Source organism: Solibacillus sp. FSL H8-0523, assembly GCF_038051985.1.
GTDB lineage: Bacteria > Bacillota > Bacilli > Bacillales_A > Planococcaceae > Solibacillus.
In genome coordinates, this window is sequence record NZ_CP150291.1 from 3690418 (window position 1) to 3703972 (window position 13555).

The window sequence follows — 13555 nt, forward strand, 5'->3', positions numbered from 1 at the left end:
GTATCAAACTTAAAGGAGATTTCATAGTGAAAAAGATCTTATTAGTAGTAACCAATATTTCTAAATATCCCAATTTACAACGTGCAACAGGGTTATGGTTAGGGGAAGCTGTTCACTTTGCAGCTGAAATGGAAAAAGAAGGTTATCAAATTGATTTTGTGAGTCCTAAAGGTGGTCATACGCCACTTGACCCACACAGTTTACAAGCTGATCAAATGACAGAATTAGATTGGAAATATTACGCAAATGCAGATTTCTTAAATAAACTAAGCACTACTTTGCCGGCTGACTCTATTAACCCGAATGATTATGATGCTATCTATTATGCAGGTGGTCATGGAGTTATGTGGGATTTCGCAGAAGATGAAAACCTACAAAACATTGCAAGTACGATTCACGCTAACGGTGGTGTTGTTTCTGCCGTTTGTCATGGAGTTGTTGGATTATTAAATATTAAAGATGGCGACGGTGAATATTTAATTAAAAATACTAAAGTGACTGGTTTTAGTAACACAGAAGAAATTGCTGTTGGACTAGATAAAGTCGTTCCATTTTTAACTGAAGATGAACTTGTTCGTAAAGGGGCTAATTACGTAAAAGATGCTGATTGGTCAGTATTCACTGTAACTGATAATCGTATCGTCACAGGACAAAATCCCGCATCAGGTGGCGCAGTTGCCAAAGATGTAATTAAATTATTAAAATCACTTTAATCTTTACTTATGTAAAATTACGTTTAAATAACTTACCGAGCTAATACAAAGTTCGCTCAATATTTAAATTGATGAGCAAAAGCAGATGTTTTAAAGGTGATATACGTTCACTTCATAAACACCTACTCTTTTATATTTAATACGAACGATCAAAGCTAACGAATTAATAGATTACTAATACATGACTTATCAATAAATTTAAATTTCAATAATAGAGGATGATACATATGCTACAACAGAAAACAGCTTTAGAAAAATTAATGGATGAACGTAAATCAGTGCGTAAATATGAGCCTGGTGTTACAATTCCTCGCGAAACAATCCAACATATCCTAGAACAAGCAACATCAGCTCCATCATCAAGTAACTTACAACCTTGGCGCTTTCTTGTTATCGATGATCAAGAACAAAAGAAAGAATTGCGTATTGCTGGTTTTAATCAAGCACAAATTGAAACATCATCAGCGATTATTGCTGTTTTAGGCGACAATGAAATGTATAAAAATGCGAAACAAATTAATGATTTAAATGTTGAACTAGGCTATATGCCACGTGATATTGCTGATATGATGATTTCAAATTCTGAGTCTGCATATAGTAATTTTTCTGAAATTGAACGCACAAACATTGCACATTTAGATGTCGGTTTAATTTCTATGCAAATCGTACTTTTAGCGAAAGACATGGGCTATGAAACAGTAATAATGGGTGGCTTTGATAAAGTAGCTTTCGCTAAAAAATACGAGCTTCCTGCAAACGAATTACCAATGGTTTTAATTGCTATCGGAAAAGCTGCAGTACCAGCACGTAATTCATCACGCTTACCATTCGAACAAATTATTCGTTTTTCTAAATAAGAACATTTTGTTTCTTCTTTAGTAAGAAAAGGTAGTGTCACACAAAAGGTACTACTACAATCCTTAGCAATTGATCAGTCTGCGATTACGCGCTATTTAATCGAAAAAAAGCTGTGCTAAAATCCCCTACAACGTGGATTTTTGACACAGCTTTTTTTATTGTACTTTCTATACTAACTCCAACCATGCAACCGCTTCACAATGTGTGGAGTGTATGTGGCAACACATTGGTGCTGGTGGGTTTAAGTAATTGGCTTGGTCCTACAATCGAAGTACCTAGCCCTTTTTAGTATTCCTAAATTTTTATTTTGGAATGTTATTAGATTAATTTTTATATGCTTTATTATAAATCCTTTCTTTATTAAAGCATCCCGTTAGTTGAATAGTAAAAGAGATGCTATTTCGATTGTTTCTATCTAATAAAAGTGAAATGGATAAAGGTGTTGAAATGATTAAGAAACATTAAAATTGCCTCAATTAGAAATGGAGAGAATATATGATTGATATACTTTTAAAATATATGTCTGACTTTACTTTAATCAGCGAAGATGAACAGCGGGCAATCTCTGAAAGTTTACGAATTGATGAATATAAAAAAGGACAATATCTTCTTAGACAAGGAGAACTTCCATCCATTAAATGTTATTTCGTATTAATGGGGTGTGTTAGGCAGTTTTTTATAGATGAATCAGGTAAAGAAGTAACATCAAATTTTTTTACTGAAGATCAAGCTATTCCAATTATCAACGAAAAGACTCAAGATGACTTATCAAAGTATTCATTAGTGTGTGTTGAAGATTGCATATTAGTTGTTGGTGATGTTGATTCTGAAAATACGATGTTTAACAAATACCCACAACTTGAAATTATGATACGCAAAATGATGGAAATAAAAGTCGGTGAAATACAAGAACAATTCGGTGAATTTATTGGTTCTTCTCCAGAAGAACGATACGAATCCGTTTTAAGGAAACGCCCCGAGTTAATTGACCGTGTACCACAACATCAATTAGCTAGTTATCTTGGAATTACTCCTGAGTCGTTAAGTAGAATAAAAAAACGAATTAAAAAAAATATATTATAAAATGGATTTCATCCTCAATTATCCCGCATCACAATAGAACTAAGCATCGAAGACTAACTCACCAAACATCATTGAACCAAATCCCCCCCTTACTCTTTGTGATAACCACTAAAAAAATTTTATAAAGCCTGTAGAAATTAACTTAAGTCAATGAACGGTTTTTATCCCCTCGTTATTATTAAATCAAAGATATTAACATTTGGAGGAGATTTTTATGAAGGCGATAGTTTGTAATCAATATGGTTCACCCGATGTACTTGAATTAAAAGAGATAAAAAAACCTTTCCCTACGGAGAATCAAGTATTGGTAAAGGTTCATTCAGCATCTTTAAACTTTGGAAACTTAGTTCTTTTGAAAGGCAAACCCTTCTTAGCTCGATTTGCCTTCGGACTAACGAAACCAAAATACTCGATTCCTGGAGGTGACATAGCTGGTACAGTTGAAGCTGTTGGAAAAAACGTTCAGCTATTTAAAGTGGGCGATAAAGTATTTGGCGACCTCTCTGGTTGTGGTTGGGGTGGCTTTGCTGAATATGTAACAGTCCCCGAAGATGCTTTAGCCTTAAAGCCAAACAATATCTCCTTTGAGGAAGCTGCTGCGACTCCTATGGCTGGTGTTACTGCCTTACAAGGACTACGTGATAAAGGCAAAATTAAATCGGGTCATAAAGTTTTAATCTATGGAGCATCTGGAGGCGTTGGAACTTTTGCGGTACAGATTGCTAAATCATTTGGTTCTGAAGTAACGGGCGTATGTAGTACAAGAAATGTAGAAATAGTACGTTCGATAGGAGCCGACCATATCATTGATTATATAAAAGAGGATTTCGCACAACATCAAGAACGTTATGATTTAGTTCTTGGGGTGAATGGTTCAAATTCCCTTTCAGCTTATAAACGTGTACTAAAGCAAAATGGGAAATTTGTTCACGTAGGAGGTTCCGAGTCTCAACTTTATCAAACATTATTTCTTGGACCTTTAATTTCAATGACTGGAAGCAAGAAAATGAGTAGCCTGTTACAAAGAGCAAATCAAAAAGACTTAAATGATGTAAAAGAGTTACTTGAGAGCGGAAAAGTAAAACCAATAATTGATAAACGGTTTAAGTTAAGTGAAATAACGGAAGTATTCAAATATTTTTAAGAAGGTCACGCTCAAGGTAAAGTTGTGATTATTTTATAATGAGTGCCTTGCTTCATCCATAAATAAAAAGCAGACGGTTTAGAAATGCTATACCAACACTTCTAAACCGTCTGCTTTTTCACCTTATACTAACTCCAACCACGCCACTGCTTCACAATGCGTCGTATGCGGGAACATATCCACTGGCTGTATTTCCTTCGTCTTATAGCCACCATCTTCTAAAATGCGAAGATCGCGTGCTAATGTGCCTGGATTACATGATACATACACGACACGCTTCGGCTTTTGCTCGATAATTGTGTTTAGTAGTGCCTCGTCGCAACCTTTGCGTGGTGGGTCTACTACTAAGACATCGGCAACTTTGCCTTCTTTGTACCAGCGTGGAATGACTTCCTCAGCTGGACCTGCTTCGAAATACGTATTCGTTAAGCCGTTTAGCTCGGCGTTGCGTTTTGCGTCTTCTATCGCTTGCTCGACAATTTCAACACCCATGACTTGCCCTGCTTTTTGTGCTAAAAATAGCGAAATTGAGCCAATACCGCAGTATGCATCAATGACACGCTCATTGCCTTCAAGCTGTGCATAATCTAGTGCTTGTTTGTAAAGCACCTCTGTTTGAACTGGGTTTACCTGATAGAAAGAACGCGCTGAAATTTCAAAGCGTACATCGCCGATTGTATCCTCAATCGTATCCTTGCCCCAAAGTGTTACCGTTTCGTCACCGAAAATCACATTTGTTTTTTCGCCGTTGATATTTTGAACAATCGACGTGACGTTTGGTACAAGCTCACGTAATTTTTCCACCGCTGCTTCTGCTTGCGGGAATTTTTTTGTTTTCGTTACAAGTACAATCATTACTTCGCCTGTTGCACGTGCTTTACGAACAACGACGTGGCGTAGCATGCCTTGGTGTGATTTTTCATCATACGGACGAATACGTAATAATGCTAATTCATCCTTTAATTGCCCCATCATCACGTCTGCTTCACCTGATTGGATTAAACAGCGTTCCATGTTAACAATTTCATGTGACTTTGTTTTGTAGAAGCCGGCAATCGCATCGCCCTCTTCATTTTGTGCAAACGGAATTTGAGATTTGTTGCGGTAATGCCACGGCTCATCCATTCCTTTTACCGGATGTACGGGCGCGTCGATTTTACCGATGCGTTTCATTACGTTTTCGACCATCGATTGTTTCCACTTTAATTGGCCTTCATATGAAAGGTGCTGTACTTGACAGCCTCCACATTGTGCGAAATATTCGCAAGTTGCATCTACGCGGTCTGGTGAAGTTGTTAAAATATCGACAACCTTTGCAAAGCCGTAATTTTTTAAGGTTTTTACTACGTGTACTTCTGCTGTTTCTCCAGGAAGTGCACCTGGAATAAATAATGGATAGCCGTCAATTTTTGCGACGCCATTGCCATCATGTGTTAAATCTTCTATATAAACTGTTGTACGATCATTTTTTTTAATTGGTGCAGTCATATCAAATCGTCCTCTCATTTCAATCTCTCTATTGTACCATGTCACTTTAAAAATGTACTCGCCGAAATGTTCCCTGTAAATTCGGACAGTTCTGTCTATTAAAATTAGATGGTATTTACTTGTAATCAATACTATAATTTAATATTACCAAATAATTAAAAAAACTCACTTTAAGGAGATAATATATGTCTGTTCGAACGAAATTGAATTTAGGGTTCTTTACAATTTCTACACTAATGTTGATCGCTGTCGTTTTTGCATCTGTACAATTTTTCCGTATCGGTAACGATGTCTCAAACGCTGTCGATGTTCAGATGGCGCAAATTCAGCGTGTTAACGATATTCAGCAAAATTTACTGTCTCAAAGTATTTCAGCACGTGCTTATACGATGGATCCATCTCAAAAAAATCTAGATGCCATTACGCTGTATGCGACGAATCTTACAGAACTTATTTCTGAAGTTGAACAGCAAAATATGCTCCAGGATGCGGCTGGTCCCATTGCCAATTTAAAGGATCAACTGACGATGATCGACAATTTAATCACAACAATGATTACAGCAATGCAAAACCGTGACGTCTCAACAGCACTTTCGATTGTGAATGGAGATTACAATTACACAAGTTCTTTCACCCATGATTTAACCGAAAAGATTGAGGTGCTTGAAAATGAAGAGCTTGCGACTATGGTTGCTAAAACGCAAGAAAAAATCAATTTTTCAACGATTGTCTCGATTGTCTTTATTTTCATCACAATTATTGTTGCAATATTCTACACGTTCTATACAAAGCGTGGCATTACAAAGCCACTCCATATGATTTCAAAGGATTTACAACAAATGGCCAATGGTGATTTGAATATCGAACATCAGCCAATCAAATCTAAAGACGAAATTGGAAAACTATCCAAGGCATTTATCACGTTACAACAAAATTTTGAAGAGTTATTAGCGAATGTCCAACACAACTCGGATGAACTTGCAAAATCAGCCGAGCAGCTAACACATAATAGCCATGGGATTTCTAAAGAAACGGCACAAATTCAACAGCTCATTTCCTATACCGCGCATACAGCTGAAACAATGGCGGTTGGTGCAAATGAGGGAGCAGCGGCAGTCGACGAAACATCACAAGGGATTAACGAAATCGCACGCGCTACCCAAGATTTACACAGTGGCGCCCTTACACTAACTGATGCTGCGATGAATGGGGTTACTATTGTCGATGATGCCAAAATCCAAATGGAAACAATGCATGAATCGACTCAAAATATTTCGGCATTAACGCATGTCTTAATCGAACAGTCCGAACAAATTACGACCATCACAAAGGCCATTACCGATATTGCTGACCAAACAAATTTACTCGCACTGAATGCAGCCATTGAAGCGGCACGAGCAGGTGAGCATGGTAAAGGCTTTGCCGTTGTTGCCGATGAAGTACGAAAATTGGCAGAGCAGTCGAAACATTCCGCGGAGCAAATCGTCGGCTTAACAGATACAATTCAATCCAATTCTCAAAATGTAAGTAGTGCCGTTAAAAACAGTCTACAATGCGCGGAAGATAGCGTTATCGTAATTGAGCGCGCTGGCCAATCATTCCATGAAATGGCCGATCATATTCAAGCAATGTCAGAGCGTGTTGAGCAAATTTCAGCGACTGCCCAAGAAATTTCAGCCAGTGCTGAAGAAGCTGCGGCTACTGTGATTGAACTTTCACACGGTACTGAAAAAACAGCGAACAATGTGGAACAGATTGCGACTGCCACAACGCATCAAGCCGAGGTTATTCAGCAAGTAGATGCCTTATCAGCACGTCTAGCCTCGCAAGCTCACGAGCTACAAAAAAGTACACATAAATTTAAGCTATAAAATAAGCCTTCGTTCAGCAGTCCTAACACTGTTGAACGAAGGCTTTTTTCTATTTAATGTTCACTTCTTTTATCCTTTGGCGCTACGTAAAATGCGGCTACAAGTGCCGCGATAACGACTAAAAACGGTGCGACAAATATTATAAAATCATTCATATTCAGTCCCCCTACACATGCTCATCATGTATTCCTTTTACATAATCCTTATTAAAGACAAACAGCTTAAACAGTAAATACAACGATGGAATCAGTAAGGCCGCGCCAAGTATGAACGCAATAATAAGTGCAATCGCCATTTCATGATTCGTAAAACTGTCGTGAATTGTTAAATACGGATACAGCAAGTACGGGTAATGCGAAATACCATATGCAAAAAACGCAAAAGCAAACTGCGTAAATAGCAAAATAATCGCGGTACCATAACGACGCTTCATCCATAACAAATACGTAGTGATTAAAAACAGCACAGCTGAAATGATGAATAGCCACCATACATCCACAATCCGTTCAAAGCGAAATGGGTTATGTCCCCTAAATTCGATAATGATTCCGAACGCCGATAAGGCAAGTGGTGCCGACCAAATAAGTGCGTATTTGCGCATTAAGTTAGATGCTTTTTCGTCCCCAGCTTTATCGGCATACCACGTTAAAAATACTGCCGAAATATAGAGCACCGCGACAATACTAAGAATAACAATGCTCCACGTTAACGGACTCGTAAATAATGCCCGGAAACTTAGTTGTGGCACACCTCCTACCATTTCCACAAAGCCACCTTCTGAAATCGTGAACACAACAGATAATGAAGCGGGAATGAGAAGCCCCGCAACCCCATAAGCAGTCGCATAGCCTTTATGCCCCGTTCCCCTCCCATAGGATTCAAACGCATAATATGCCCCCCGCACCGCTAACAAAACAAGTGCAATGCTGACCGGCACTAACAACACCGTACCGTAATAATAAGCGGTTTGCGGGAAGAAACCGACGATGCCTACAAAGAAAAACACTAAAAATACATTCGTCACTTCCCAAACAGGCGACAAATACCGTTTAATAATACCGCTTAACACATCCGAGCGATTCGTTAGCACACTGTATGCATTATAAAACCCAGCACCAAAATCGATCGATGCAACAATGACATAACCAAATAAAAATGCCCATAACACAAGTATCCCAATCAATTCAAATGACATGTTTACACCTCTCCTTTCGAAGAACGCGCTGCAATTTCTTTCTCAATTGGATTATTTTTAAACATCCGGTGCAGGGTCACCACACTACCAATGGCTAAAATAATATAAAGAATCGAGAACATCACAAGCATCCACTCGACACTGTCACTCGTTGTTGCACCTTCTGCGGTTGTCATATAACCGCGTAAAATCCAAGGCTGACGTCCAACTTCAGCTAACCACCAGCCTGCTTCAATCGCAACAATCGATAGCGGCCCCCCAAGCACAACGAGAAAGCGGAACCATTTTGCGCCAATAAACGACCATTTGCGCCAAATCGCGAGTAAATAAATCGCCGAAACTCCAAGCATAAACATCCCAATCATCACCATCGTATCAAAGAAGTAGTGAATATAATACGGCGGGTGCTCCTCTACCGGGATTTGATCAAGACCGATCACCTCGGCTGTTGGATTACTATGCACTAAAAAACTCAGTGCATACGGAATTTCAATTTCATATTTAATTTCTCCATCATCTAGCACACCAAACAAGATAAAAGGTGCATTTTCACTCGTTTCAAAATGCCATTCTGCAGCAGCCAATTTTTCTGGCTGATAAGCCGCTAAGAATTTCCCTGAAAAATCACCTATCATGACCGTTGCTAGTGTGAAAATAAACCCTAGCTTCATCAGTAAATACAACGCTTTTTTGTGATACATATGATTCGAACCACGCAGCAATCTATAGGCCGCAATCGACGCTAATACAAAGGCGCACGTCATAAAAGCCGTTACGAGCACATGCCCCACTTTTGTAGGCATGGCAGGATTAAACATCGCCACAAGCGGTTGAATATTAATCAGCTGCCCATCGACCATATCAAAGCCTTGCGGTGTATTCATAAACGCATTTACTATTGTAATGAATACCGCCGACATCGAAGATCCAATCGCCACAGGAATCAATAATAATAAATGCTTTTTCTGATTTTTAAAGCGATCCCATGTGTATAAATAAATCCCTAAAAAAATCGCTTCAAAGAAAAAGGCAAAGGTCTCCATGAACAGTGGCAACGCAATCAACTTCCCTGCGACTTGCATAAAGTTTGGCCATAACAGTGATAGCTGCAAGCCGATAATCGTCCCTGTTACAACACCGACTGCAACCGTTATGACATAACCCCGTGCCCAGCGCCTTGCCATTAAAATGTAATGCTCATCATTATTTCTAATCCCAACCCACTGTGCAATCATAATCAGTATCGGTACGCCTACCCCAAGCGTTGCGTAAATAATATGAAATGATAACGTCACTTGCGTCAATATTCGACTCCAAAAAACAGCAGACTCATTTATCAAATCAAAGCCTCCTTACAATTCATGTTAATATCGTTACTATACCCAATGAAGCTATATTTGAACGTCTAACATGAAGAAACTCAAAAAAACCTGCAAGGATCCTTTCCTCACAGGTTTCAAATACATATTAGTCTCTTGAGCTAAATTCACTCATTTCGTTTAATGGTACAAATACTTCAATATGGCGTTTTAAATTTTGGAAGATTGCTGGCACATCCCCACCATACTCGCCATCTAAGTTGATATGAACTTCTTCCTCTGACGTTACTTCTACACGATTTGCTTTTCGATAAATTAAGCGCTCATCCGATAAATGCTCCCCGCGTAGCGCTAATGACGCAATCCGAATAAAATCAGCGATATTACATTCTTTTAAAATCATCACCGTAAATAACCCATCATTAATCGATGCATCTGGTGCAATTTTTTCGAATCCACCTACTGAATTCGTTAACCCACATAAAAACATCATCGCATTGCCATCAAATTCTTCGCCGTCCATTTTAATATTCATATGCGTTGCTTTAATAGAGGGAATCATTTCGATTGCTTTTAAATAATACGCCATTTGGCCAAGCATCGTCTTCATTTTGCTCGGTACTTCATACGTTAATTCCGTAATTCGACCGCCTGCCGCGATGTTAATGAAGTAGCGGTCTTCATTTAAAAGCCCTACATCAACTGGGATCGTTTCACCTGCAATAATGATATCAACGGCTTCCTCTATATTTCGAGGAATATGCACCGCTCGCGCGAAATCATTTGTAGTTCCCATTGGAATTAACCCAAGCTTTGGACGTTTTTCGCATTGACTAACCCCAGCCACTACTTCATTTAATGTGCCATCTCCACCAACTGCAATGACAATATCGAAGTCACGATTTACGGCTTCGATAGCTGCCTTTGTCGCATCTCCAGCGCCCGTTGTGGCATGACAAGACGTTTCATAACCTGCTTTTTCAAGTCTTTCTAGCACTTCTGGTAAATGCTTTTTAAATGCTTCACGACCAGAAGTAGGATTATAGATTATTCTCGCTCTTTTCATAGTTATCTCATCCTGATTTATAATATTTTTCATTCTGTTAAAAGTATAGCGTTGATTGATTTTGAAAAGCAACAATTGATTCTTTACATTATATACGCTTCAAAAACAAAAAAGTTCCTACTATATTATATAGTAAGAACTCTCGATTCTATAATAGAATTTATTTATAAAATTTACATCGCTGGTGCTACTTTTTCTTTGAAAGATTCGTAGACATAATCCCAAAGCTGTGCATCTTCTACGTACTGTGCACGCATTTTTTCGTATACTGCTTTTTGCGCTTCTTCAAACGATGGGTCTTCTTTTTCTGGTAATGTCGAACGTAAATCCATTACAAGTTGCTGTAACTGTGGTGCACGTGGCCCCCAAGTTGCGACCACCTCTCCTGCTGCATTTAAAATTAAATACATCGGAATGGCGCGTCCGCCGTTTGTTAAGTAGCGATCGATTAAATCTGTATCGGCATCGCGCAATGCTGTGCGTACTTCTACATTGGCTGCTTCCGCAATTTTACGAATGATTGGATTATTAATCATCGCATCGCCGCACCAGTCTTCGGTAATGGCTAACATATGCACATTGGCATTTTTAAGCTGTTCAATGAACGCATCCTCTTTTGGTAGCGCAAAGCTTTCGTAAATCGCAAAACTTTGTTCCTTTAATTGAGACATGGCCTCCATATAATCTTGCATTGATTGACTTTCTTCAAAATACTGCTGTTCAGTTTTCATCAAAATCCACCTTTCTCTTTCTCTCTTCTAATTTTGCACTTTTTTCAGAAAAAAAGAAAGCTAAATGTGTCAAAATTGTTAACGAAATAAACAATTTAGAATTTTCAAAACGAAGAGTCCAAAAGAGAATTTTCTACATAAATTCGACAAAATTCCCGAATGATTATTATTTCACAAAAAAGTTTTTTCACATAATACACAATTGCGAATCTTACTAATTATCCGACTTATCAAGGAAAACAATTAATTTGCTCTATTCCCTATTATTAATAAAATTTTTCTGATATATTGTAATAACGCATCAAAATATTATCAGAAAATTTAATTTACATGATTTTCTAGGGGGACTTTACAATGAAACGCAATAAAAAAGTCGCACTTACAGCAACTGCTCTTTCATTATCAGCAATCTTAGCTGCATGTGGCACAGACGAGGAAAAAACAACTACATCTACAGCTGATGGTGAAAAGGAATTAAACTTATTAATTACTTCTGAGCCACCATCATTACACCCACAATTAGCTTCAGATACAACTTCAGGTGCTATTTTAGAAAATGCATTTGAAGGTTTAACAACAATGAAAAATGGCGAGCCAGTATTAGGCGCTGCTGAAGACTACATTGTTTCTGATGACTTATTAACGTATACATTCAAATTACGTGACGCACAATGGTCAAACGGCGAAAAAGTAACTGCAGAAGACTTCGCTTACGCTTGGTTATGGGCATTAAACCCAGAAAACGCTTCTGAGTATTCTACAATCCTTTACCCAATCAAAGGCGCTGAAGCTTACAATAACGCTAAAGCAACTGCTGAAGACGTAGCGATCAACGTAATCGACGAAAAAACATTAGAAGTTACTTTAGAAGCACCAACTCCATATTTCTTAGAGTTAACAGCTTTCAAAACGTTCTTCCCAATTCATAAAGCAACAGCTGAAGCGAATCCAAAATGGTACACAGAGGCTGACACATACGTAGGTAACGGTGCTTACACATTATCTTCTTGGAATCACTCTGGTGACATCGTATTAGAGAAAAGCGAAACTTACTGGGATGCTGCAAATGTAGCAATCGATACAGTAAACGTTGCCATGGTTGAGTCTGAAACAACTCAAATGACAATGTACGATGCTGGAGAAGTTGATTTCTTAGGTGCTCCATACGGAACAATTTCTCTTGACGCAATCGACCGCTTAAAATCTGAAGATGCATTAAACGTAACAGATTTAGCAGGTATTTACTGGTACAAATTCAACACGAAAGATCCTGTAATGCAAAACGAAAACATCCGTAAAGCATTAACACTTGCGATTGACCGTGAAGCACTAGTATCAAACATCGTAAAAGGTGAACAACCACCAGCACTTGGTATGGTTCCAGATTCAGTTGCTGGCTTTGGCGATGACGAAGGATACTTCAAAGACGCTGACTTCGCAGAAGCGAAAAAATATTTAGAAGCTGGTTTAAAAGAGTTAGGCTTAGCTAGCGCGAAAGATTTAGAAGTAAAAGTTTCTTACAACACGTCTGAAGCACACTCTTCTATCGCTCAGTTCATCCAACAAGGCTGGACTTCTGAGTTAGGTATTACAGTTAAGTTAGACAACGCTGAATGGCAAGTATACTTAGATAAATTATCTAACGGTGACTTCCAAATCGGTCGTCTAGGATGGGGTGCTGACTACAATGACGCATACTCATTCTTAGAAATGTACAACTCAGCTACAAACGGTAACAACCAAACTGGTTGGTCTAATGACGAATACACAAACCTATTAAAAGCTTCTACTACTGAAACAGACGCTGCAAAACGTACTGAAATGTTACAACAAGCAGAAGAAATTATTATGGAAGAAATGCCTGTAGCACCTGTGTACTACCAAACAAACTTATTCATTTCACATGATAACGTTGAAAACATGGCACCAGATGCATTAGGTAACATCAACCTAAAATTCGTTGACGTGAAATAATTGTCGTTATTCTTAGTAAATACGATTTGTATTTACTCTATATAGTAGGAGGTGTCTCAAATTGATGAGACACCTCCTTTCACATTATCTGAGAATATTCAAAATAATAAAAA

Annotated in this window: 11 protein-coding genes; 6 read left to right on the plus strand and 5 right to left on the minus strand. The window is 38.3% G+C overall.

Annotated elements, in window-relative coordinates; translation table 11 throughout:
• The first annotated feature begins 26 nt into the window (after positions 1-26).
• The 4 genes from NSQ62_RS18515 (at position 27) to NSQ62_RS18530 (ending at position 3798) form a co-directional block, all read left to right on the plus strand.
• A complete protein-coding gene (locus NSQ62_RS18515) occupies positions 27-713 on the plus strand; it encodes a type 1 glutamine amidotransferase domain-containing protein (protein WP_341321538.1) in 687 nt (228 codons plus the stop codon).
• 227 nt (positions 714-940) lie between these two features.
• Positions 941-1570: a nitroreductase family protein gene (locus NSQ62_RS18520; protein ID WP_341321539.1), complete on the plus strand. Its 630-nt coding sequence runs from the start codon at positions 941-943 to the stop codon at positions 1568-1570.
• A 496-nt stretch (positions 1571-2066) separates the two neighbouring features.
• A complete protein-coding gene (locus NSQ62_RS18525; protein ID WP_341321540.1) occupies positions 2067-2654 on the plus strand; it encodes a Crp/Fnr family transcriptional regulator in 588 nt (195 codons plus the stop codon).
• Between the two features lie 214 nt (positions 2655-2868).
• Complete coding sequence (locus NSQ62_RS18530) at positions 2869-3798, plus strand: NAD(P)-dependent alcohol dehydrogenase (protein ID WP_341321541.1); 930 nt, start codon at positions 2869-2871, stop codon at positions 3796-3798.
• A 123-nt stretch (positions 3799-3921) separates the two neighbouring features.
• On the opposite strand, the gene rlmD is transcribed toward NSQ62_RS18530, so the two are convergent.
• Entirely contained in the window at positions 3922-5286 is a 1365-nt protein-coding gene (gene rlmD, locus NSQ62_RS18535; protein ID WP_341321542.1) for a 23S rRNA (uracil(1939)-C(5))-methyltransferase RlmD, read from the minus strand.
• A 185-nt stretch (positions 5287-5471) separates the two neighbouring features.
• Between rlmD and NSQ62_RS18540 the strand changes: the two genes are divergently transcribed.
• Entirely contained in the window at positions 5472-7157 is a 1686-nt protein-coding gene (locus NSQ62_RS18540) for a HAMP domain-containing methyl-accepting chemotaxis protein (protein ID WP_341321543.1), read from the plus strand.
• Between the two features lie 166 nt (positions 7158-7323).
• Here the strand turns inward: NSQ62_RS18540 and NSQ62_RS18545 are convergent, their stop codons facing one another.
• The 4 genes from NSQ62_RS18545 to NSQ62_RS18560 form a co-directional block, all read right to left on the minus strand.
• On the minus strand, positions 7324-8352 hold the full coding sequence (locus tag NSQ62_RS18545; protein WP_341321544.1) for a cytochrome d ubiquinol oxidase subunit II: 1029 nt from the start codon (positions 8350-8352) through the stop codon (positions 7324-7326).
• 2 nt (positions 8353-8354) lie between these two features.
• The gene (locus NSQ62_RS18550; protein WP_341321545.1) at positions 8355-9692 is read right to left on the minus strand and encodes a cytochrome ubiquinol oxidase subunit I; all 1338 of its coding nucleotides are present in this window, start codon (positions 9690-9692) and stop codon (positions 8355-8357) included.
• A gap of 127 nt (positions 9693-9819) precedes the next feature.
• Positions 9820-10737 (minus strand): diacylglycerol kinase, encoded by a 918-nt coding sequence (locus NSQ62_RS18555; protein ID WP_341321546.1) that lies wholly within the window; start codon positions 10735-10737, stop codon positions 9820-9822.
• Between the two features lie 173 nt (positions 10738-10910).
• Positions 10911-11468: a thioredoxin family protein gene (locus NSQ62_RS18560; protein ID WP_341321547.1), complete on the minus strand. Its 558-nt coding sequence runs from the start codon at positions 11466-11468 to the stop codon at positions 10911-10913.
• Positions 11469-11822: 354 nt separating this feature from the next.
• On the opposite strand from NSQ62_RS18560, the gene NSQ62_RS18565 reads away from it, so the two are divergent.
• A complete protein-coding gene (locus NSQ62_RS18565) occupies positions 11823-13442 on the plus strand; it encodes a peptide ABC transporter substrate-binding protein (RefSeq protein ID WP_341321548.1) in 1620 nt (539 codons plus the stop codon).
• Positions 13443-13555 lie beyond the last annotated feature (113 nt).